General features: G+C 64.5%; 16 protein-coding genes and 3 pseudogenes. 6 read left to right on the forward strand and 13 right to left on the reverse strand.

Annotated elements, in window-relative coordinates; all coding sequences use genetic code 11:
* Positions 1 to 3: 3 nt before the first annotated feature.
* From W823_RS52445 to W823_RS52475, 7 genes and pseudogenes are all read right to left on the reverse strand, one after another.
* Entirely contained in the window at positions 4 to 1,689 is a 1,686-nt protein-coding gene (locus W823_RS52445; protein WP_031333316.1) for a glycosyltransferase family 39 protein, read from the reverse strand.
* Positions 1,682 to 3,247, reverse strand: a complete 1,566-nt coding sequence (locus W823_RS52450; protein WP_023962107.1) for a glycosyltransferase — start codon at positions 3,245 to 3,247, stop codon at positions 1,682 to 1,684. The genes W823_RS52445 and W823_RS52450 overlap by 8 nt, the downstream gene beginning before the upstream one ends.
* Positions 3,244 to 4,737 carry a hypothetical protein gene (locus W823_RS52455; RefSeq protein WP_023962109.1) on the reverse strand — a complete coding sequence of 498 codons (1,494 nt, stop codon included), beginning with the start codon at positions 4,735 to 4,737 and terminating at the stop codon, positions 3,244 to 3,246. Before W823_RS52455 ends, W823_RS52450 begins: the two co-directional genes overlap by 4 nt.
* Positions 4,738 to 4,740: 3 nt before the next feature.
* Complete coding sequence (locus tag W823_RS52460; protein WP_023962111.1) at positions 4,741 to 6,711, reverse strand: hypothetical protein; 1,971 nt, start codon at positions 6,709 to 6,711, stop codon at positions 4,741 to 4,743.
* Positions 6,712 to 6,829: 118 nt separating this feature from the next.
* Positions 6,830 to 7,837: a TauD/TfdA family dioxygenase gene (locus W823_RS52465; protein ID WP_023962112.1), complete on the reverse strand. Its 1,008-nt coding sequence runs from the start codon at positions 7,835 to 7,837 to the stop codon at positions 6,830 to 6,832.
* A 128-nt stretch (positions 7,838 to 7,965) separates the two neighbouring features.
* A pseudogene (locus W823_RS52470) lies at positions 7,966 to 9,338 on the reverse strand (aspartate aminotransferase family protein).
* Positions 9,335 to 9,799: an Lrp/AsnC family transcriptional regulator gene (locus tag W823_RS52475; protein ID WP_023962114.1), complete on the reverse strand. Its 465-nt coding sequence runs from the start codon at positions 9,797 to 9,799 to the stop codon at positions 9,335 to 9,337. Before W823_RS52475 ends, W823_RS52470 begins: the two are co-directional and overlap by 4 nt.
* Before the next feature lie 189 nt (positions 9,800 to 9,988).
* Between W823_RS52475 and W823_RS52480 the strand changes: the two genes are divergently transcribed.
* Both W823_RS52480 and W823_RS52485 read left to right on the forward strand, forming a co-directional pair.
* Entirely contained in the window at positions 9,989 to 11,479 is a 1,491-nt protein-coding gene (locus W823_RS52480; protein ID WP_023962116.1) for a gamma-aminobutyraldehyde dehydrogenase, read from the forward strand.
* Positions 11,446 to 12,903, forward strand: coding sequence for an FAD-binding oxidoreductase (locus tag W823_RS52485; RefSeq protein ID WP_023962118.1), 1,458 nt, complete (start codon positions 11,446 to 11,448; stop codon positions 12,901 to 12,903). Before W823_RS52480 ends, W823_RS52485 begins: the two co-directional genes overlap by 34 nt.
* A gap of 85 nt (positions 12,904 to 12,988) precedes the next feature.
* Here the strand turns inward: W823_RS52485 and W823_RS52490 are convergent, their stop codons facing one another.
* Both W823_RS52490 and W823_RS52495 read right to left on the reverse strand, forming a co-directional pair.
* The gene (locus W823_RS52490; protein ID WP_023962120.1) at positions 12,989 to 13,855 is read right to left on the reverse strand and encodes a universal stress protein; all 867 of its coding nucleotides are present in this window, start codon (positions 13,853 to 13,855) and stop codon (positions 12,989 to 12,991) included.
* Positions 13,856 to 13,933: 78 nt separating this feature from the next.
* A pseudogene (locus W823_RS52495) lies at positions 13,934 to 15,441 on the reverse strand (APC family permease).
* Between the two features lie 233 nt (positions 15,442 to 15,674).
* Here W823_RS52495 and W823_RS52500 point away from each other — a divergent pair.
* Positions 15,675 to 16,592, forward strand: coding sequence for a CoA ester lyase (locus W823_RS52500; protein ID WP_031333320.1), 918 nt, complete (start codon positions 15,675 to 15,677; stop codon positions 16,590 to 16,592).
* Between the two features lie 72 nt (positions 16,593 to 16,664).
* Here W823_RS52500 and W823_RS52505 read toward each other — a convergent pair whose 3' ends face one another.
* The 4 genes from W823_RS52505 to sdhC form a co-directional block, all read right to left on the reverse strand.
* The gene (locus W823_RS52505; RefSeq protein ID WP_023962124.1) at positions 16,665 to 17,456 is read right to left on the reverse strand and encodes a succinate dehydrogenase iron-sulfur subunit; all 792 of its coding nucleotides are present in this window, start codon (positions 17,454 to 17,456) and stop codon (positions 16,665 to 16,667) included.
* Complete coding sequence (sdhA, locus tag W823_RS52510) at positions 17,456 to 19,210, reverse strand: succinate dehydrogenase flavoprotein subunit (protein ID WP_023962126.1); 1,755 nt, start codon at positions 19,208 to 19,210, stop codon at positions 17,456 to 17,458. Before sdhA ends, W823_RS52505 begins: the two co-directional genes overlap by 1 nt.
* Before the next feature lie 87 nt (positions 19,211 to 19,297).
* On the reverse strand, positions 19,298 to 19,753 hold the full coding sequence (locus W823_RS52515) for a succinate dehydrogenase hydrophobic membrane anchor subunit (protein WP_023962128.1): 456 nt from the start codon (positions 19,751 to 19,753) through the stop codon (positions 19,298 to 19,300).
* 12 nt (positions 19,754 to 19,765) lie between these two features.
* Complete coding sequence (gene sdhC, locus W823_RS0130685; protein WP_038254497.1) at positions 19,766 to 20,170, reverse strand: succinate dehydrogenase, cytochrome b556 subunit; 405 nt, start codon at positions 20,168 to 20,170, stop codon at positions 19,766 to 19,768.
* A 223-nt stretch (positions 20,171 to 20,393) separates the two neighbouring features.
* Between sdhC and W823_RS57500 the strand changes: the two are divergent.
* The 3 genes and pseudogenes from W823_RS57500 to W823_RS52530 all read left to right on the forward strand — a co-directional run.
* Positions 20,394 to 20,795: pseudogene (locus W823_RS57500) on the forward strand (cytidine deaminase); the annotation flags it as partial.
* Positions 20,796 to 20,856: 61 nt separating this feature from the next.
* Positions 20,857 to 22,167: a thymidine phosphorylase gene (locus W823_RS52525; protein ID WP_023962134.1), complete on the forward strand. Its 1,311-nt coding sequence runs from the start codon at positions 20,857 to 20,859 to the stop codon at positions 22,165 to 22,167.
* A complete protein-coding gene (locus W823_RS52530) occupies positions 22,164 to 23,279 on the forward strand; it encodes an adenosine deaminase (RefSeq protein ID WP_023962136.1) in 1,116 nt (371 codons plus the stop codon). The genes W823_RS52525 and W823_RS52530 overlap by 4 nt, the downstream gene beginning before the upstream one ends.
* Positions 23,280 to 23,382 lie beyond the last annotated feature (103 nt).

Genomic DNA, 23,382 nt, shown 5'->3' on the forward strand with positions numbered 1-23,382 from the left:
TCCCTAGAGCGTCGGAGCGTCCTCAACCCGGTAGACCCGCCAATCGGGCTGATCCTCACCGTCATTGGGTACCTCGAGCTCCAGAGTCGCGATGTCGGCGCCGGTTTCGTACAGCGTCGGATACCGCAGGTTCACCGCGTCGGACTCGCCGCGACCGGTGTTGGGCACCGACAACAGGTATCGGACCTGATTTCTGCTGGGATCGTTCAGGTAGGCGGTGAAATCCAGATCAGAGGGGACCACAAAAGTCTTGGGCTTTCGAGATGCGGCGACAACAGCGAATCCGTAGACGGTGTCGGTCAGCACCGAGCCCTCGGGCAGGTCGAGGCTGTCGAGATACTTCGCCAGCTCCCGTTCGGTGGAAAACGTTGACGCAATGCGGTGTTCGGTTGCCTTGCGTTCGGTGACGTTGTCCGGGTCCGGGTCGAGTACCGCACCCAGCGCATACTCCTGCGGGGCATATTTGGGTTTACTCATGCCGTACGCCGAGGCGGGTACGGTGATCGCCACCAAGGCAATGGCCACTGCGAGTCCAGGCCACGTGCGGGCAGTTCCCACCCGGTGGCGAGCGGGCGAACGGCGGGCCTCCGGTGGTTGCGGTGCGTATTTGCCCCGCCGTTTTGTGATCGTGCACGCCCGCGCAGGGACCAGGAGGATGGCGAGCGTGGCGGCCAACGGGATCGCGACGATGTAGAACCGCAGGAAACCAAAGGTCGATCCACTGGCATAGCTGTACCCCTGGAAGCCCAGAACGCTACCGAACAACACGATCGGCACCAGCAGCGGAGCCCAGTCGCCACGCCACCATCCGGCGATTCCGGCAGCGAGGGCCAGCGGGATCAGCGTCGGTGCCAGGAGCACAGTGGACACCACCGCGAACTCGACACCGGGCACGAAATCGGTTCCACCGCCTTCGGACTGCTGGAGAATTGCCGAGTTGCCGTACTGAGAACTGAACTGGGCAAACGCCTGGCCCGTGATGAGCCAGCTGCTCGCAGCCCAGCCGATGAAGGCGAAAAAGCCCGGTGCGGCGACCAATCCGCCGTCCAGCAGGGCTCGTCGCCATCGCAGGCGCGGCGAGGCGCGGATGGCCGTGGTCGCTGCGACGAGCAGCGAGGCACAGGCGATGGCGGCGACGGCGTCATAACGGGTGAGGTAACCCAGACCCAGCGAGATGCCGGCAGCCGCGAGGTGGTGTACGTCGTCGTCTGTGGTCCAGGCGATCAGCCGGCGCACCGCCCAGCACACGAAGAACACAAATGGCGCCTCGCTCATACCGTTCGACCCGTAGAAGACGATCATGGGGTTGAACGCGAACAGTGCGGTGACGATCAAGGCGAACGACCGCGGCAGTCCACGGTCCGCGGCAGTTGCGAAGATCTGTACCGCGGCACCGGACATGAAGGCCGCCGACATGAGCACCCCGGAAAAGGCTCGTTCGGTCAACGGTGCCCACAGTGGGCTGAATGCCACTGCGGGCAACTGGATCAGCGAGGTCAGAGGTGTGAAGACGAAACCGATGGCCGCGACGTGCGGATCGCGACTGAACAGAACGGTTTGTGCCGCAGACACCCGGGACAGCGAGTCGCCGATGATGAATCCTTCACGCACGCACAGTACGTAGCCGACCACCACGTAGACGGCGAGACTCACGAAGTAGATGGTCCGGCCGAGTCCGCGATCAGACATTGCCGCCCGCCGCATCCAGGGGAACCTGGTTCGGTCCGTTCTTCGGCGCGACTGTCGCCGCATCTGTTTGTCCGACACCGGAGTCGCTGTCCGGCTTCGCGGACAACCCATGGAAGGTCTTCTCCCAGTACGAGGGATTGCGGATCAGCTGGTAACACCCTTTTGCCGAGGCCACACTCATCATCACCCAGTAGAGCGGCACGGTCAGGGCAGGTAACAGCAGATCGGGACGATCGTCTTCGCGCAGCGCGATCAGGTTCATGTAGATGGTGGCGCCGTTGCCGAAGATCAGCGACACCAGCGCGGGGAAATAGATGTACCAGGGGAAGACTTCGCCGATGACCGCGGGCTGGCCGAGAAACCACGAGACGGTGATCAACCAGAAGACGAGATTGAGGCAGGCGATGACGGGTGTGCCGGCCAACAGCAAGGTGAACCGGATGAAACTCACGGTACCGATCGCCCGCCACAGGCCTACCGGTCGTCGGACATGCACCAGCCAGGTCTGCAGATAGCCCTTGTACCACCGTGATCGCTGGCGGACCCAGTTGATGGGATCGCTGTTGGCCTCTTCCAGAGTCACCGAATCGATGACGGCGGTGCGGTAGCCGGTCTCGGCGATGCGGACACCGAGGTCGGCGTCTTCGGTGACGTTGAACGGGTCCCACGCACCGATCTCACGGAGTACCGAGCGCCGGAGATGATTGGACGTGCCGCCCAACGGGATCGGGGCCTTGCTGCGCATCAGGCCCGGCAACAGGTATCCGAACCACAGTCCGTACTCGGCGGTGAACCACCCGGTGAGCATGTTCTGCCTGCCGTTGTGGAACGCGAGTTTGGCCTGGACGCACGCCACCGAATCATCTTCTGAGGCAAAGGCTGCCACCACGCGCCGGAGCTGAAGGGGATCGGGCAGGTCCTCGGCGTCATAGATGGTGACGATCTCACCGGTTGCCAGGTGCAGACCGTAGTTGCAGGCCTTCGGTTTGGTTCGGGGGTCGGCCGCCGGGACCAGCACGATGGTGATCATCTCGACGTCCTGACACCCCTCGGCCGCCGAGATCGTGACGTCGTCATCGGCCTCGAGCAACAACAGGACCTGCAACTTGTCCGACGGGTACTCGAGCGCGGCCATCGCGCCGATGAGATCGGCAACCACCTCTGGTTCGTTGTAGGCGGGTACCAGGATGGTGTACAGCGGGAGGTCGGCGTCGGGGATGGCCCGTGCCCGTTCGTCGCTGATGTTGATCGGGCCCGATGCCAGCCCGCGCCGGAACAGCAGCAGCCTGTCGATCATCGACCAGACGTAACCGAGGGTGCAGACACCGATCAGGGCAGTTGCTGTCGGAATGGGTTGCCAGACGGCGAACCCGACAACCACCACGAGGAGCCCGATCAGGAAGTTCTTCTGCCATCCCAGAACTGCGATCGACGCCGATCTGAGCGGATCGGCCTCACGGAGCCCCTCGATGGCATCGTGCAACGCCGCGGCCTTGAACTCCTCGCTCAGTTCACCGGGAACCGAGGGCCCCGTGGGGTGCTCCGGTGGCCCCGTCATGCGGGTACCTGCTTCTTGAGCGGCGCGAGCTGCGCCTCGACCAGGTCTCTACCGAACTCGGTGAGCAGCCCCTCGTCCTTGAACACAGGGTCGTTGTTGGTCACCACGGAATTGCCGCGGAGCAGCACGGTGAAGACCGTGTTGAGGTTGCTGACCAGTGCGTTGGCGGGCTCGGGAAATGGCGCATTCGCCTCGTGGTTGTCGACGGTGAGTACGGTCACCCGCTGTGCGGCGCCGCCGTTTTCCCAGGTCCAGGTGAGCTTGGTCCAGGTGACGAGCAGCTTGTCGTCGACCACCGCGTACATCCGCCCGATGATCCCGTTACCGAGGTTGACCTCACGTCCTGCACTGGAGCGGGTCTGCGACATGTCGTAGAGGACGTTGTCGGGGTAGATGGTGAACGAGATCGGCCGCCGGCTGGTGACGCTGTCGACCACCACCTCCCGCGGGCGGGACAGCTTGTCCCACTCGAAGTTCCCCTCTTCTGCGAGCATTCGCTGCCTGATCAGGACCGAGTTGGTGCCGAAGAACCTCTTGACCCACCGATATTCGACGGTGCTCGTCGTCTGCCATTGCGGAGGGGAGATGAGCGGCGTACGGAACGGAAGGCCGTCCACCTGGCGTACCGGGGGAAGGCTGGGAACGGGAAGCGTGATCAGGGCCAGAAGGATCGCGATGACCGCGACCACCGGCACCGATCGCCACACCTCGCCGGCGGTCAACGGGTTGATCGACCGTTCGAGTGGACGTTTCTTCTCTCCCCGGCGTGAGTAGAAGTAGAGACCGAGGCTGACCACCACCGTTGCGGTCAGTGTGGGGGTCTGCTGGTACACCATCACCGGCGCATTGGGATAGAACTCGATGAGTACCAGCAGGATTGCCCCACCGACCGCAAACGTCAACGCCGCGCCGGTCACCGCGCGTTGCCAGGTGCGTCCGACGGCGATGGCGGTCGCGAACGCAGCGAGTCCGAGGGCGACCAGCCCGGCGATCTGACGGCCGCCGCCAAGAGTGATCACCATGATCCGGTAGGGCAGCGGGAACATCATGAGCAGGAGGAGCCATACCCACGCGAATCGGGTGACCGGCCGAAGACCGAACAGCATGATGCTGGCGCTGATGAGGAAGATCCACATCGCGAGCAGATCGAGATGGAGAAGGCTGAAGTCGTCCGAGTATCGGCGCAGCAGAACGCCTTTGATGAGCAGTGCCAGTACCAGCCCCATGAACCCGACGATCACGTCCGTCTGCCGGTCGTGAATCGGCAACTCGCCGGTACGGCGCCGGGCCACGCCCTGCGCCGCCAGCAACGCCAGCCACGGCACCGAGAAGACGTAGCCGATCAAACTACCCGAGTAGGCCTCTTCGGAGATGTTGCGCCACGTCGAGTAGAAGGCGATGAACGTTGCGGCGAGAATGATGGCCCATCGCAACGCGATTCGCGATGCGGGGTGCCACCGCGAGAAGATCGATCCGGACGACGCCGCCACAGATCAGCTTCCCGGTTCGCGCCGGCGACTGCGGATCACGACGATGGCGACAACTATCGCGATCGCCACGAGAACACCCGCCCCGATCCATCGGATCAGTGAACGGTTGTCTTCGGTGTCGGAGGTGTTCGACGTGGAGCCGATGTCGACGGTCAGCGCAACGGGGTCGCGGTCGGGAACCGCCACAAGGGCGTTGCCGTTGAGTCGGACCCAGCGATCCCGATCTGCACCCAGCCATCCCAGCAACGCGTCGAGCTGGCCGGGGGCACCGGTCGAGGTGGCCACCAGGACTGTCCGCTCACCGTCGACGACGGTCTGCAACGAGCCGAAGTTCACCGCCGGGTCGAGTGTCAGTGTCGTCTCGTCGCCGTTTCCGTCGACCCCGGCGAAATCTATGGGGTTGTTGCCGGACTTGCTGACCGGCAGGTCGATGGTGGGATCGTCCCAGTTGTCGGCGGCGATCAGGATGGCCGGGAGCTTCGAGGCTGTCGCGGTCTCGAGCGGCACCACACTTGTTCCCAGCGGTACCGCGCTGAGTCGCTGAACACCCTCGATGATGGACACGGCACGGGCGGTGTCGGCGAAAGACCCGACTGTCAGACCGATTTGGAGTTCGGGCATCAACGTCTGCGGCACCGACTGGAACCCAGGCGGCACCGGCGGTGTGGCCGGACTGCTCTGAACCGGGCTGTCGCCACTGATGTCGAGCGTGATTGGGCTGGCCTCACCACATGCCCCGGTGTCACCGGCGGCGTCCACGGCCACGTTGAGGTCGGTGAAACGCTGGAGTAGCCGGTCGGGGATGGTGATCATCTTGTCGATGGTCCCGCTGGGCTCGGTGGCCCATCGGGTGACGACCTCATCACCGACCGAGACCACCACCTGGCCGCCATAGTTCGGCGGAAGCGGCGTGTACGACCCCTTGAGGTTGACCTTGATGTCGCCGGTGGGCCGGCCGAGGCGTGTCTGATCGAGGCCGATCGAGACCTCGGGATCGGTGAGGGCGGTGGCGCTGGCACCCGGGTCACCCAGGTCACGCAGCGTGGTCGCATCGGGCGGCAGTTGCGGGCTCGCGCGCAACGGCCCGGCGACTGCCTTCGAACTGACCGCCAGCCGCGACATGTCGCTGGTCAACAACCGCGTCTGATTGGTCAGGTCTGTGGCCGGACCACTGAGCAACAGCGCCGGCACTCCCACGGTTCCGAGGAGGGTCACCGCGCTGTCGGGGCGTTCGATGACGGCAACCTGCCTCTCGAACGCCGTGGATGGTGTGGTGAGCGCGGACTGACCTTCCGGAAGTGTCTCCATCACGACGTCGATGGGTTGCTCGCCGTAATAGCCGACCACAGCAGATGCCAGCGCGACGGCCGCGTTGGATTCTGCCTGCGTCGGTGTTGCGGGGGTCGCGATGGTCAGTCGCTGGAGGATCGGTGGCAGGAAGTCCGCGACGACGGTGGGCGCGATCTCGGTTCCGGAGAAGACCACCGACGGCGTGAGAAGCATGAGCTGATCGGTCTCGTCGAAGACACAGAAACCTGCCGGTGGCACAACAAAACTGCGAATGGTGACGATGACTGCGTTGTCGATGACCTCGGCGCCGCGCAACCCGATCGTGACCGGCGTCCGGTCGGCTGACGGCACGTCGATGGATGACAGTGTCTCGCCGTCTTGGACGACGGTCAGGGTGGCGCCCTGCGCATTCGGCGGCAGCTGAACTGTGGCTCGGATATCTGTCGGCGTCAGCCCTTCGGGCACAGGAATTGTCACCGTTGTCGAACCCTGCTGGCCGGGAAAGGCGAGATCTTCTCCTGCGCCCAGTGAATCGAGGCTCAGGGTGGGAGCGGCCGACACGATGCCGCCGTCGCCTGGCGCCGCGCCGGCGTGTGGCGCGGCAATAATGGCTGGGGCCGCTGCAAATATCGCCGTGGTGATCGCGGCGAACAGGCGAAGTAATCGAGAGTGTGCCGTTGTCATCACGGCAATACTAAGCAGTAATCACTATCTGGCCCCGGACGAACGCGCTTTTTCTTTTACCGTGCCCGAAAATGCCCAGGTGACGTGCGAAGACCGGCGCCTTTCGGCGCGCCCAGGATTAATTCGCCGGAAGATCTGCGTACCCGCGAATACTCGCGTTGCTGGCCGGTTCCCAGCCGATCAGCGGGCTGGGGGTTTCGACAACGGAGTAATCCGAGGCATCACCGGTGATGATCGTCGACCGATCGCGGTGCACGCCCACCGGGATGTCCCCGGCAAGGGTGACCCGGTTGACCCGACGGTATTGATCACCGAAGTCAGCGACGCCGTAATGCTGGGTGGATCGATTGTCCCAGATGGCAACATCGCCTTCATTCCAATTCCACCGGAATGTATTGTCGGGCCGTTCGATTCTGGCCTGAAAGAGCCTGAGTAGGTCTGCTGTTTCCGAGGTTTTGAAGCCGGTGAATGACTGGACGAAGTGCCCGAGAGTGAGTGCGCGCTCCCCGGTCTCGGGATGAACGCGAACCACAGGGTGCTCTGTTCGGTAGATGGTCTTCCCGAACTCTGCTCGGTACTCGGGATCGGAACTGTCGCCGACCGTGAGGTGTTCGGCGTAGTCGTAGTCGTTCGAGTGCACAGCCCGCAACCGGTCGGCAAGTGCGCGCAACGGAACGGGGAGTGCAGCGTAGGCGGCGACGGTCGATGCCCACATCGTCGCGCCGCCGTAGCTCGGTCGATGGATGGAACGCAGGACCGAGATCTTCGGGATTCGGTCGACGAATGTCACATCGGTGTGCCAGGAGTTCGCGGCCCCTTCGAGCGGCAGAAGGTCCTCACCGCGGGACAGCACGGTGGGGTGCGCCTTGGTGGGGCTGCCCAGGACGGATGCGAATGCGTACTGCGCGTCGTCGTCGAGGTGGTGCTGGCCGGTGAAGATCACGGCCTTGTGAGTGGCGATCACCGAGCGGATGGCCTCGACGGTGGCCGCATCGAGGTCTGCCGACAACCGCACGCCGTCAACCCGCGCGCCGAGGTGCTCGCCGAGTTTGGTCACCGACAGGGCAGTGCGCGGGACCGCGATGGAACTGACGGTGGTGGAACGCGATTCGGCGATGGCAGTCATATCGTCGAGTCTGTCCGAGCATGCCGCCGCGGGACAGGGTTCGGCTCAGGCTGAGTGAAAGTCGGGGCTCGGCGACCGCCGCCGAAGCCTGGTCCGGGAGGGGTCACCGGACCAGGCCTCGGCGCAGGTCAGATCTTGCTGTACGCCTCGGTCAGAACCGAACGCAGGATCTGCTCGATCTCGTCGAATTCGGCCTGTCCGCAGATCAGCGGTGGCGCGAGTTGGACAACCGGGTCGCCGCGATCGTCGGCCCGGCAGTAGAGGCCCGCGTCGAACAGTGCCGTGGAGAGGAAGCCGCGCAGGACACGTTCGGACTCGTCGGGAGTGAACGTTTCCTTGGTCGTCTTGTCCTTGACCAATTCGATCCCGTAGAAGTAGCCCTCGCCACGTACATCCCCGACGATGGGCAGATCGTTCAGCCGTTCCAGGGTCGAGCGGAACGCCGGCGCGAGGTCCCGCACCCTGTCGTTGAGGCCTTCGCGCTCGAAGATGTCGAGGTTCGCCAACGCAACGGCCGCCGAAACCGGATGTCCGCCAAAGGTGTATCCGTGAGCGAACGAGGTCGAGTTGTCGTTGAAGGGTTCGAACAACCGATCCGAGGCGATCATCGCGCCGATCGGGGAGTAGCCCGACGTCATCCCCTTGGCGCACGTGATCATGTCGGGGATGTAGTCGAAGTCGCTGCAGGCGAACATGGAACCGATCCGCCCGAAGGCACAGATCACCTCGTCCGACACCAGCAGAACGTCGTACTCGTCGCAGATCTCGCGGACCCGCTGGAAATAGCCGGGTGGGGCGGAAAACAGCCGCCGGCGTTCTGTACCGGCTCCAGGAAGACCGCCGCGACGGTGTCGGGGCCCTCGAACTCGATGGCTTCGGCGATCCGGTCGGCCGCCCACCTGCCGAACGCCTTCGGGTCGTCGCCGTGCTCGGTCGCGCGGTAGATGTTGGTGTTGGGCACGCGGAACGCACCGGGTGTCAAAGGCTCGAAGGCCTCTTTGAGTGCCGGGATGCCGGTGATCGCGAGCGCTCCCTGCGGTGTGCCGTGGTAGGCGATCGCCCGCGAGATCACCTTGTGTTTTCCGGGTTTGCCTTTGAGCTTGAAGTACTGCTTGGCCAGCTTCCATGCACTTTCGACAGCCTCGCCGCCGCCGGTGGTGAAGAACACCCGGTTCAGGTCGCCGGGGGCGTATCCCGCGAGGCGCTCGGCCAGTTCGATCGCTGGTGGCGTGGCGTACGACCACAAGGGGAAGAAGGCCAGTTCCTTTGCCTGTCTTGCGGCGGCGTCGGCGAGCTCGTCACGTCCGTGCCCGGCCTGCACCACGAACAGGCCCGAGAGGCCGTCGAGATAGCTTTGCCCGCGATCATCGAAGATCCGTGCCCCTTCGCCGCGGGTGATCACGGGAGGGATGGTCTGGTCGCCGTGCCGGGAGAAATGTCCCCACAGGTGGCGGGCCGAGCGGGTGCCCAGGCTTGTTGTCTCGGTGTCGAGAGCGGTCATCGCGTACCCCAATTGTATTGTTGTTTCACCAATTTCAGGTAGACCAGGGTCTCGGTCCCGGTCACACCAGGCTGCGATCGGACCTTCTTGTTCAGCACGTCCAGCAGATGCTCGTCGTCCTCGCACACCACTTCGATGACGATGTCGAAAGAGCCGGCCGTGAGCACGACGTAATCGATCTCCTCGATGGTTGCCAGTGCATCAGCCAACTCGGCAGTGTCTCCGGTGCAACGGATCCCGATCATCGCCTGGCGGGCGAACCCCACCTGCATGGGATCGGTGACCGCCACGATCTGCAATACCCCGGCATCGCTGAGTCGCTGAACCCGGTTGCGCACCGCAGCCTCCGACAGTCCCACCGCCTTGCCGACCGAGGCATAGGAACGTCGGCCATCGGCCTGCAGCTCCTCGATGATCTGCTTGGAGATGTCGTCTAGGGCTATCGGTTGCTGATCGGTCATGGTCCCGATTCTTCTCGATGCGCATCCTGGTTCGATCTTCGCATTGCCATGGTTACGGATTTCGTAGCGGACTGCAACAACAACGGGCGAATTGGTCGTTCAAAAGGCAATACGGTCGCGGAATTCGCAATCGGTCAGTAAGGTGGCAGGCACCGCTGACCAATCGACCACGCATGTGCGAGGACCTTCATGACCAAGACATCGTCGTTTGCCGCCGGCTGGGTGGGTGGTGCCGAGCTCGTCGGCGCAGGGCCCACGCACGACGTCATCGATCCGGCCACCGGTAAGGCTGTCGCCCGCACGTCCCTCGCCTCGGCGCAGGACGTGGACACCGCGGTGGACGTCGCACGAGATGCGCTGCGGGACTGGGCGTCCGCGACACCGGCGCATCGTGGTGCGGTGCTGGCCGAGCTCGCATCCGCCATGTCGGCCGCCGGCGACGCCCTCGCGGCCGAAGAGGTCAGTCACACCGGAAAGCCCATTCGGCTCGCCACCGAGTTCGACGTGCCCGGATGTGTCGACAACACCACCTTCTTTGCGGGTCTGGCCCGCAACCTGGAAGGGAAGGCGACGGCGGAGTACTCCGGTGAGCACACCTCATCCATCCGGCGCGAACCCGTCGGTGTGGTCGGGTCCATCACGCCGTGGAACTATCCGTTGCAGATGGCGGTCTGGAAAGTCATGCCTGCATTGGCCGCCGGATGCACCGTGGTCCTCAAGCCCGCCGAACTCACGCCCCTGACCACGTTGACGTTGGCCCGTCTGGCCTCGGAGGCCGGACTGCCCGACGGGGTGTTCAACGTGTTGACCGGTACCGGCGCGGAGGTGGGTGCCGCCATCGCCGGACATGCCGGCGTCGACGTGGTCACCTTCACCGGATCGACCGGGGTCGGCCGTCAGGTGATGGCTCAGGCAGCGGTTCACGGCACCCGGGTGCAGTTGGAACTCGGGGGCAAGGCACCACTGGTGGTGTTCGACGACGCCGACCTCGAGGCAGCCATCCACGGCGCGGTCGCCGGGGCGTTGATCAACTCCGGCCAGGACTGCACCGCCGCCACGCGAGCCATCGTGGCTCGACCCCTGTACGACGACTTCGTGGCCGGTGTGGCCGAGTTGATGTCGGCCGTGAGGATGGGTGATCCCACCGATCCGGCGACCGATATGGGCCCACTCATCTCGGCTGCCCATCGCGACAAGGTGTCGGCGATGGTGGATCGCGCCCGCGACGGTGGCATCAGGGTGGTCACCGGCGGCACCGTTCCAGAGGGCCCAGGGGCCTTCTATCCGCCGACCCTGCTCGCCGACGTACCCGAGGATGCCAAGGTGTACCGAGACGAGGTCTTCGGACCCGTACTGACCGTCAGCGCTTTCGACGACGATGACGATGCACTGCGCCGCGCCAACGACACCGTGTACGGATTGGCCGCATCGGCATGGACCCGTGATCTGTACCGCGCTCAGCGTGCCTCCCGCGAGATCCGGGCCGGGTGCGTCTGGATCAACGACCACATTCCGATCATCAGCGAGATGCCGCACGGCGGAGTCGGTGCGTCCGGATTCGGCAAGGACATGTCCACCTACTCGCTGGACGAGTACCTCACCATCAAACACGTGATGAGCGACATCACAGGAGTATCGCAAAAGCCATGGCACCGAACAGTTTTCACCCTGCCGCAGTAGAGAAGTCCGCGGCGTGGGCATCCTCGCCCACCGCCCGCGGAACGGCCGTGGTCGCCGAGGCGGCGCCGGCGCCCTTCTGGCTCGACCGGCCCGAACGCCCGATTGCCCGGGGGCGGCTGACAGGATCGGCCACTGCAGACCTGGTGATCGTCGGCGGTGGGTTCACCGGTCTGTGGGCAGCGGTGCAGGCGGCCGAGGCAGATCCTGCGCGGTCGGTCATCCTGCTCGAGGGCGCGCGGATCGCCGAAGGAGCGTCTGGACGCAACGGCGGGTTCTGTTCGGCCAGTCTGACCCACGGCCTGGTGAACGGACTGGACCGCTACGCCGATGAGTTGCCCGAGCTGCTCCGAATGGGTGTGGAGACACTCGATGAGATCGAGGCGGCGATGCGGCGCCTTGGCATCGACGCCGACGCAGAGCGCAACGGTGAGCTCGACATCGCCAATTTCCAGTGGCAGGTGGACGACCTGAAAGAGGTTGCGCGCCAGGGTCGATTCCTCGACCAGCCGTTGCGGTTCCTCGATGCCGACGAGCTCGCCCGCCACATATCGAGCCCGATGGCGCACGGGGCGGTGTACGACCCCGACGTGATCCTGATCGATCCTGCGCGCCTCGCCTGGGGTCTGGCCGCGGCAGCCGAACGCCTCGGTGTCCGCGTGTACGAACACAGCGAGGTCACCGATCTCCGTTCGGTGGGTGATCGTGTGCACCTGCAGACGGGCTACGGCACGGTTGATGCCGCCAAGGTGATACTGGCGACAGCAGCATCAAAACCGCTGCGCCGCAAGCTCGGTCATCTGATGGTGCCGGTGTGGGACTACGCGATCATGACCGAACCGCTCACCGATGCGCAGCTCGCGGCCATCGGCTGGACGGGCCGTCAGGGACTTGCCGACTCGGGCAACCGTTTCCACTATTTCCGGCTCACCGCCGACAACCGCATCCTGTTCGGCGGCTGGGATGCGATCTACCACTACGGTTCGGACACCGATCCCCGGCATGCCCAGCGCCCGGCGGAATTCGCCCTGTTGGCCGAACATCTGTTGCAGGTGTTCCCGCAGCTGGAAGGGATCAAGGCCAGCCACGCCTGGGGAGGTGTGATCGACACCTGCTCGCGGTTCAGCAACTTCTGGGATGTGAGCATGGGCGGCAAGGTGGTATCCGTACTCGGTTTCACCGGGCTCGGTGTCGGGGCCTCACACTTCGGGGCGCGCACCGCGCTAGACCTCGTCGACGGCAAGGACACCGAACGAACCCGGCTGAAGATGGTGAAGAAAAAGCCGCTGCCCTTCCCGCCGGAGCCGCTGCGGTGGTTCGGGGTCACCGTCACCCGCCATGAGTTCGCGCGTGCCGACCGCAATCAGGGCCGGCGGGGCCTGTGGCTCAAGACCATGGATGCGCTGGGCCTCGGCTTCGACTCCTGACCCGCCCTGCCAGCCCGAAGATGTGCCCTTTTGGCGAACAAAACAGCAGGTCGCGCCCGCCGAAACAGCACATCTTTGGGGATGGTCAGGGCGTGAAATCCTTGGGTACGACGATGATCGGCGCATCGGTGTTCCTCAGGATGCGGGCCGACATGGAACCCAGGAAAGCCCGGCGTGGGGGAGCGAGCCGTCCTGATCCGATCACCACGACATCTCCCGGTCCCCAGCGCAATTCATCGAGCGCTTCCTCGACCGTGTCGCCGTCGGCGACAAGCGATTCGATGCCGACGGCTCCACCACAACTTTCTTCGGCGAGCCTGAGGTTGGCCTGCGCCGCGGCGACGTGGCGGGCGCGAACCTCGGATGAGCCGTCGTCGGTACCGGCGTAGCCGTCGTGGGAGACCAGCGACAGGAGGCGGAGATTCAATCCGCCTTCCCGCGCGAGGCCGAGGGCAAACGGGAGTGGATTGTCTTTCGATTCGGCAGTCGGCACGGCCACCGTCAGCGTGTCGATGGTGGGGATGTCGACGCGGCTGTATCCGCGGGGCGCCAGGGCGACCGGTACAGGTGAGGCGTGGGTCAGAGCCGACGAGATGGTTCCGAGGGTGTGTTTGCCCAGGATGCCGTCGCTCGTGCCGCCCACCACGATCATCGCTGCCTTGGTCTCGAGAGCGAACTCGATGAGACATTGGGGGAACGATTCGGCGACCGGGGTGTGCGTCTTCACATCAATGCCGTCTGGGATGTCCTCGACCACCTCGTCGAGCCACTGCTGTGCTTTCCGGACCAGTGCCTCTTGGTAGCTTGTCCGACCCGGTGAACCATCCGGCTCGGTTTCACGCACCACGCATACGAGGTCGATCGCAGCCCCGGTGGCACGAGCGATGGCGATGGCGAGGTTCACCCCGTCATCGCCGGTGTCGGTGTAGAGGTAACCCACTGTCAATCTCATGAGTGTGAACCGGCTTTCGTTACAGGCGTTGTGGTCAGGGTGTGAGCGGGCACTGCGGGTGCGGACGGCTGTCCGACCTCAGTACACATCAGGGACCTTGACTTCGGTGCGGGCATTGAGGGTCTTGCCCTTCCAGAAGTCCTTCGGCCCGAAGGCGAAGCACAGCAACATCAGTGGGATGCCGAGCACCAACATGCCCACACCCATCACGAACACGCCGCCGACGCCGCCGACGGAGGTGTACCCGTAGTCGATCGAGTACATGTCGATTGCGCTCTTGATGAAGGCCCACGTCATCGCAAGGGCACCCAGAAGCGGGAAGATGCCGCGGAAGAACAGGTTCCGGACAGACGTGAACAGTGTCTTGCGGAAGTACCAGACACAGGCATACGCCGTGATCCCGTAGTAGAACGCGACCGCCAGTCCGAGAGACGCCACCGAGTCGCCGAGGGTGTTGGCGCTGACGAGTGACAACACGAGGTAGAACGCGAGCGCGGCTCCACCCATGACGCTGTGCCGAATGCCGGTGTCATGTACTGGGGATGGATGGTCGCGAAGCGTTTGGGGATCGCCCCGTAGACGGCCATGGACAGTGTTCCGCGAGCGGTCGGCAGGATGGTGGACTGTGTGGACGACAGCGCCGATATCGACACGGTGAGCAGCAGTAGCGCCGAGAGCACGGCGCCGGCAACCGGATCACCGAGGATGGTCAGCACGTCGTCGGCGTTCTCTTCGTTGTTCAGGCCGATGCCGGTGTCGCCGAATCCGGCAAACGACTGGATGGCGTAGGCGACCAGGACGTAGGTGCAGACCAGGATGATCGTGGTGAGGACGGCGGCCCGGCCCGGTGTTTTCGCGGAGTCCTTGGTCTCCTCGCCGACGGCCAGGCAGGCGTCCCAGCCCCAGTAGATGAAGATGCAGAGGATGACGGCTTCGGCGATCGCCGACGAACTCAGGCCACTCGGCCACAGCCAGCTGAGCTCGGGATTGATTGCCTGTGGGCCGGCCTTGTCGAGCCCGACCTTGACGAGGGCGATCACGCTGGCGGTGATGAGGACACCGAACTGAACGGTGATCAGGACGTTCTGCATCCGCTCGCTGATGACGATGCCGCGGATGCTGACCCAGGTCATCATCACGATCAGGGCGCTGCCCAGCAGCACCTTGATCCAGATGTTCTCGGCCCAGGAATCGAGGTGGAGGAACCGCAGTAGGTAGACGCCGGCGACCTCGGCCACGTTGGCGAGCACGATGATCGCCGACACCGCCAGGCCCCAGCCGCCGATCCAGCCGACCCAGGGCCCGAACGCCTTGGTGCCCCACGTGAACGTGGTGCCGCAGTCGGGGGTGTCCTGGCCGAGCTCGCGATAGGCGAACGCGATCAGCAACATGGGGATGAATGCGAGCACGAACATGGCCGGAGCCTTTTCGTGCACTGCTGCGACAACAAAACCGAGAGTGGCGGCGAGGCTGTAGGCGGGTGCCACGGCCGACAGGCCGATGACGACGTTGCCCACCAATCCCAGTGAGCCGGCGCGCAGACCCTTGTCTGAGACGGCGGTACCGGGTGCTTCCGAAATGGCCATGGGTATCTCCGGACGGTGAGGGGATCGAACATGCTTACCGTACGGTTTCGACAGTCAAACCGCGCCACAACAACGAAATTGTTTCCAGATCAGTAACACAACGACTGATTTAGTTGATGAACCCGCCGCGGACCCGACTATTTGCGCGTCTCGCGGGCTTCCCGGTCGGCAACAACGCGCAGGCCCTTGCCCCCGTTGATCCGACGTGGATCGATAGAGGACCATTGTGTGTTGTGAACGCTCCGAAGAATGCCACCGCCATCGACCCCGACGACATCGGTTTTCGTATCGACCCGGTGCTGGCGCGCAGCTGGCTGCTGGTGAACGGTCTGCAGTACGAGAGGTTCCAGGCTGCCGTCCAGTCGCGTGCCGACATCGTCGTCCTCGACATCGAGGACGCCGTCGCCCCGAGGGACAAGGTGGCCGCCCGTAAGAACGTGGTCCGCTGGCTCGGGGACGGAAATCGCGACTGGGTACGTGTCAACGGCTTCGGTACGCAGTGGTGGGCCGACGACCTCGACGCGCTGAGCAAGGTGACGGTCGGAGGCGTGATGCTGGCCATGGTCGAGTCGGTCGACCACGTGACCGAGACCGCCAAACGACTACCGGGTGTGCCGATCGTCGCGTTGGTCGAGACCGCCCGCGGTTTGGAGCGAATCAGCGAGATCGCTTTGGCCAAAGGTACTTTCAGGCTGGCCTTCGGTATCGGCGACTTCCGGCGTGACACCGGTTTCGGCGATCAGCCCGCCACGCTCGCGTACGCCCGATCGCGCTTCACCATCGCCGCGAAAGCTGCCCACCTGCCGAGTGCGATCGACGGGCCCACGGTCGGGTCGTCGGCGCTCAAGCTGAGCGAGGCCACGGCCGTGAGCGCCGAGTTCGGGATGACGGGAAAGATCTGCCTGACGCCCGACCAGTGCGCTGCGGTCAATGAGGGTCTCTCACCCTCGCACGAGGAGATCGCCTGGGCGCTGGAGTTCTTCGCCGAGTTCGAACGTGACGGCGGCGAGATCCGCAACGGGTCCGATCTGCCACGCATTGCTCGCGGCACCAAGATCCTCGACCTCGCGCGTGCCTACGGCATCGAATTCAGCGAAGAATACGACGACCCCGACCACATGCCAGCCCCGTCGGACACCTACCACTACTGAACCGGCCCCGGACAGCACAATGGCCGTCACCTCGAGGTGACGGCCATCGTGTGTGTCGCGAACTTGCTCAGATCAGCGGGCAAACATCAACGCGCGCTTGACTTCCTGGATGGCCTGCGTCACCTGGATACCGCGAGGGCAAGCGTCGGTGCAGTTGAAGGTGGTGCGGCAACGCCACACGCCGTCGACCTCGTTGAGGATGTCCAGACGCTCTGCAGCACCTTCGTCGCGGCTGTCGAAGATGAAGCGGTGAGCGTTGACGATGGCTGCGGGGCCGAAGTAGCTGCCCTCGCTCCAGTACACCGGGCAACTGGTGGTGCAGCATGCGCACAGAATGCACTTGGTGGTGTCGTCGAACCGGGCGCGGTCGGTCTGACTCTGGATGCGCTCACGGGTCGGCTCGTTGCCGCTGGTCATCAGGAACGGCTTCACGGCGCGGAACGCGTCGAAGAACGGCTCCATGTCGACCACCAGGTCCTTTTCCACCGGCAGGCCGCGAATTGGCTCCACCGTGATGGTGATCTCCTTGGACTTGTCCTTGGGGAGCATGTCCTTCATCAGCAGCTTGCAGGCCAGCCGATTCACGCCGTTGATCCGCATGGCGTCCGAACCGCACACGCCGTGTGCGCACGAGCGGCGGAACGTCAGGGTGCCGTCGAGGTAGCCCTTCACGTACAGGAGCAGGTTGAGCAGGCGGTCGGTCTGCAGAGCAGGCACGCGGAAGCTCTCGAAGCCCTGTGCGTCCGGATCTTCCGGGTTGAACCGGCGGATCTTCAGGGTCACCATGGTCGCCTCATCGGGGACCGGGGGGAGTGCGGGGCCGTCGGGTGCTTCGCCGGCGGCGACATCAGTGGTTACGGTCATCAGTACTTCCGCTCCATCGGCTCGTAACGGGTCTGGACCACTGGCTTGTAGTCCAACTCGATGTCGGAGAGAAGGGTGTCGCCCTTCTTGTACGCCATCGTGTGCCGCATGTAGTTGGTGTCGTCGCGATCGGGGTAGTCCTCGCGGGCGTGACCGCCGCGCGATTCCTTCCGGTTCAGCGCGCCGACGACGGTGACCTCGGCCATCTCCAGGAGGAAGCCGAGTTCGATCGCCTCGAGCAGGTCGCTGTTGAAGCGCTTGCCCTTGTCGTGAACACGAATGTGGTTGTAGCGCTCCTTGAATCCGTGGATGTCGGTGAGCGCCTGCTTCAGCGTCTCTTCGGTACGGAACACCGAGGCGTTCGCGTCCATCGAGGCCTGCAGTTCGGTACGGATGTCGGCAACTCGCTCGTGTCCGTGCTCGGAGAGAATGGTCTCGAGCCAGCCGTCGACCATCTTGGTCGGCTCCTCGGGCATCTCGTGGAACTCTGTGTTCTGCGCGTACTCGGCCGCAGCGATGCCGGCACGACGACCGAAGACGTTGATGTCGAGCAGCGAGTTGGTGCCGAGGCGGTTGGCGCCGTGGACCGAGACGCAGGCACACTCGCCGGCGGCGTACAGCCCGTGCACGACCTCGTCGTTGTTCGCGAGCACCTCGCCGTTGATCTTGGTGGGGATGCCGCCCATGACGTAGTGACAGGTGGGGAACACGGGGACGTACTCGGTGACCGGATCGACGCCGAGATACGTCCGGGCGAACTCGGTGATGTCGGGCAGTTTCTCGTTGAGGACTTCCTCGCCGAGGTGGGTCACGTCGATGTAGACGTAATCCTTGTTCGGTCCGGCGCCGCGACCCTCGAGAACCTCCAGAACCATGGAACGGGCGACGATGTCGCGGGGAGCGAGGTCCTTGATGGTGGGGGCGTAGCGCTCCATGAACCGCTCACCGTCCACGTTGCGGAGGATGCCGCCCTCGCCGCGTACGGCCTCGGAGATCAGGATGCCCAGCCCGGCAAGACCTGTCGGGTGGAACTGGTGGAACTCCATGTCCTCCAGCGGCAGACCCTTGCGGAAGACGATGCCCATGCCGTCACCGGTGAGGGTGTGCGCATTGGACGTGGTCTTGTACATACGTCCCGAGCCGCCGGTCGCGAAGACTATCGACTTCGCGTGAAAGACGTGGATCTCGCCGGTGGCCAGCTCGTAGGCGACCACACCGGTGGCAACCTTCTCGCCCTTGTCGTTCTCGGTGAGGCAGATGTCGAGCGCGTAGAACTCGTTGAAGAACTCGACGTCCTGCTTGACGCAGTTCTGGTACAGCGTCTGCAAGATCATGTGGCCGGTGCGGTCGGCCGCGTAGCAGGCCCGGCGGACCGGGCTCTTGCCGTGGTCGCGGGTGTGCCCACCGAATCGACGCTGGTCGATCTTGCCCTCGGGGGTCCGGTTGAACGGCAGACCCATCTTCTCGAGGTCGAGCACTGCGTCGATGGCCTCTTTCGCCATGATCTCGACTGCGTCCTGGTCGGCGAGGTAGTCGCCGCCCTTGACGGTGTCGAACGTGTGCCACTCCCAGTTGTCTTCCTCGACGTTGGCGAGCGCGGCGCACATGCCACCCTGGGCCGCGCCGGTGTGGCTACGGGTGGGGTAGAGCTTGGTCAGCACGGCTGTTCGGGCGCGCGGCGCGGCTTCGATGGCCGCGCGCATTCCGGCGCCGCCGGCGCCGACGATCACCACGTCGTAACGGTGTTCCTGCATCTATGGCTTCTCTCTCATCAGTGTCACCGGATGCGGCCGGTGGGTGCTCGCCGGAGGCATGCGGTCGTGGCCGGAAGGCGGATCGGGTCAGCCCACGCTCGTGATGTCAAAGGTGAGCAGGGCGTACGTGCCCGTGAGCAGCACCAGGATCATCGACAGCACCAGCAGGACGTTCAGCCAGAAACGTGTCGAGTCTTTACGCGAGTAGTCCGCGATCACCGTGCGGACACCGTTGCCGCCGTGTAGCTGGGCCAGCCACAGCATCGAGATGTCCCAGACCTGCCAGAACGGTTCTTTCCAGCGCGCCGCGACGAACGAGGCGTCGATCCGGTGAACACCGTCGTCCCAGGCCAGCATGATGAACATGTGGCCGATGGTCAGGATGATCAGGGCGAGGCCGGAGAAGCGCATGAAGAGCCATGCGTTCTTCTCGAAGTTGCCGCCCTTGGGGCGGCGCGGTGAGCGCGGGTTGTCCAGACTGGCCGGCCGGTCGTGGTCGGTGCCGTATGTCTTGGCTATCCGGGGGGTTTGTGATGTGGTCATCGTCCGGCCTCCCTAGATGTGTTCCACGATGAGCTGCAGCAACCGGACCGTCGCCGCGCCGAACAGGATGACGAACAAGCCCAAGATGATCCACAGCATCTGACGCTGGTACTTGGGACCCTTCGACCAGAAGTCGATAAGAATGATGCGAACACCGTTGAGGGCGTGGTACAGCACACACGCCACGAGGCCGATTTCCATCAGGCCGACGATCGGGTTCTTGTACGTCTCGATGATCTCGGAGTACTTGTCGGGGTCGATCCGGATCACTGCCGTATCGAGCACGTGTACAAAGAGGAAAAAGAAGATCGAGACACCGGTGATCCGGTGCAGCACCCAGGACCACATGCCTGGGTCACCCCGATACAGGGAACGTTTGCGCACCGGGGCGGGCGCGGTCTCTGTAGGAATGCTCATCGAGAAATTGGCCTCCAACATCGTTGGTGGACGCGTCGAGCGCGGTTCCGGCAGCTCGATCGTGGACCCACAAAACAAACCTTAAACCTAAGCTGAACGAGGGTGGAATCCTCCCCGAGTCGACAAGAGCCCCAAGGCATCTCGAATTAGGGTTGCCTTACCATTCTTCACATCTCAGGCGCGGATGCGTCCGCGCTGTCCGTCGCGAGCGAAAGGCTGCGAAATGTCGGCCAGTATCGATTGGAATCTATTGCGGGACAAAGCAATAGAGGTAATGAAGGGTGCCTACGTCCCCTACTCGCGGTACCCGGTGGGCGCTGCCGCCTTAGTCGACGACGGGCGAATTGTTACCGGTTGCAATGTGGAAAATGTCTCATATGGTTTAGGGCTCTGCGCCGAGTGCACTCTGGCCGGAAACCTCCACGTTTCCGGTGGTGGGCGCCTCGTGGCGCTCAGTTGCACCGACAGCCGGGGCCAGATCCTGATGCCTTGTGGGCGCTGTCGACAAGTGTTGCTCGAGCACGGCGGGGACACGATGCTGATCGATCACCGCGACGGGCCCAAGCCGCTGGGCGTTCTGCTGCCGGACTCGTTCGGGCCCGCCGATCTCGAGGCCGGCCGAGTGTCCGATGGGGGCGTGGTTGATGAGCGCGTGGCCGATGGGGCTGACGGGAACAAGGGGGTCGATGGTGCCTGAGATCCATGACGCGGTCACGGTGATCGCCACCAAACGAGACGGTCACGCGTTGACCGACGGACAGATCGACTGGGTGATCGATGCGTTCACCCACGGGTCGGTGCACGCGGAGCAGATGTCGGCGCTCGCGATGGCGATCCTGTTGCGCGGCATGAACCGCCGGGAGATCGCCCGGTGGACGGCGGCGATGATGAACTCCGGAGAACGGATGGACTTCACCCAACTCCGGCGCGACGGCAAGACACTGAGAACCGTCGACAAACACTCGACAGGTGGCGTGGGGGACAAGATCACGTTGCCGCTGGCGCCGCTCGTCGCATCCTTCGGCGTCGCGGTGCCGCAACTGTCCGGACGCGGGCTGGGGCACACCGGTGGCACGCTGGACAAGCTCGAGGCCATCGCCGGCTGGCGAGCGGACCTGACAAACGAGGAGATCGTTGCGCAGCTCGAGTCCGTCGGCGCCGTGATCTGCGCCGCGGGTGCGACTCTCGCTCCGGCCGACAAGAAGCTCTATGCACTGCGCGACGTCACGGGGACGGTCGAATCGATTCCGCTCATCGCGAGTTCGATCATGAGCAAGAAGATCGCCGAGGGAACCGGCGCGCTGGTACTGGACGTCAAGGTCGGCTCCGGCGCCTTCATGAAGTCCGAGGCCGATGCGCGTGAGCTCGCCGAGGTCATGGTCGAGCTGGGTAACCAAGCAGGTGTGTACACCTCGGCTCTGCTGACCTCGATGTCGGAGCCACTGGGGCTCACGGCAGGGAACGCACTGGAGGTCGCCGAATCCGTGGACGTACTTGCCGGTGGTGGACCGCCCGACGTCGTCGAACTCACCGTGGCGTTGGCGGCCGCCATGCTCGACGCCGCGGGGATCACCGGGGTGGATCCGGCGGACAACCTGTCGAACGGCAAGGCGATGGACGTCTGGGACGCGATGATCCGGGCCCAGGGCGGCGACCCCCGCGCGCCGCTGCCCGTGGCCGCCGAGTCCGAGGTCATCCGCGCACAGACCGCCGGAGTGGTCGAAACGATCGATGCCATGGCTGTCGGTGTGGCCGCATGGCGACTGGGTGCGGGCCGGGAACGGCAGGGCGAAGCAGTCCAGGCAGAGGCCGGGGTGAAGCTCCATGTGAGTGCCGGCGACCGCGTGGCCGTGGGCGACCCGCTGTTCACGATGTACACCGGAACGCCGCAACGTTTTGCTGCCGGGTCGGCGGCACTGGCCGGGGCCGCCGTGATCGGTTCGACAGCGCCACAAGCCCGGTCGCGGGTGATCGATCGGGTTACCGTCGACACATGACATCCGCGCCGCTGGACTTGCCGACGATCTCCCTTGCGCCGAAGGTGCTCTTGCACGACCATCTCGACGGCGGACTGCGCCCGGGAACCGTGCTGGAGTTGGCTCGCGATGTGGGGTACGGGGATCTGCCCGCCGAGGACGTCCCCGGCCTGGCCGCGTGGTTCCGCGACGCCGCCGACAGCGGATCCTTGGTGCGATACCTCGAGACGTTCACACACACCGTCGCGGTGATGCAGACGGCGGCCGCTCTGGAGCGGGTGGCCCGTGAATGCGCCGAAGACCTCGCCGACGACGGGGTGGTGTACGCGGAGGTCCGCTTCGCCCCCGAGCAGCATCTGGAAGCCGGCCTGACCCTCGATGAGGTTGTCGAGGCCGTCCTGCGAGGATTCGCCGACGGCACCGCACACGCGGCAGACCGGGGCCGGAAGATCCAGGTGCGCACTTTGGTGACCGCGATGCGGCACGCCGCTCGGTCGAGGGAGATCGCCGAATTGGCAGTGCGATTCCGCCACCGCGGCGTCGCGGGCTTCGACATCGCGGGCGCCGAGGCCGGTTACCCACCGAGCAGACATCTCGATGCGTTCGAGTACATGCGGGCGAACAACGCACCCTTCACCATCCATGCCGGTGAGGCGTTCGGACTGCCGTCGATCCACGAGGCGATCAGCTTCTGCGGTGCCGATCGCCTCGGGCATGGGGTCCGGGTGATCGAGGACATCGTCCTGCCGGCCGGCACCGATCTCGCGGCAGGCGCATTCCCCGACGCCCAACTGGGCGATGTGGCGAACTACGTGCGCGACAAGCGGATTCCGCTGGAGTTGTGTCCGAGCAGCAACGTCCAGACCGGTGCCGTCGAGAGTCTGGTGACCCATCCTTTCAACGTGCTGGCCCGACTGCGGTTCCGGGTGACGGTGAACACCGACAACCGGCTGATGAGTGACACCACCATGAGCCGGGAGTGCAAGGTGCTCGTCGACCAGTTCGACTACGGCTGGGCCGACCTCGAACGGTTCACGGTGAACGCGATGAAGTCGGCGTTCATCCACTTCGACGAACGACTCGCCATCATCGACGACGTGATCAAGCCCGGGTACGCGGTGCTCATCGGCTGAACGCCGTCGCGCGGGCCTTTACTGCCACCGATCGGGCCGATACCGCCGTCGACCGGGCCGTTATCACCGTCGACCGGGCCTTTACCGCCGTCCAGCGGGCCGA

The sequence above is a fragment of the Williamsia sp. D3 genome (genome assembly GCF_000506245.1).
GTDB classification, from domain to species: domain Bacteria; phylum Actinomycetota; class Actinomycetes; order Mycobacteriales; family Mycobacteriaceae; genus Williamsia; species Williamsia muralis.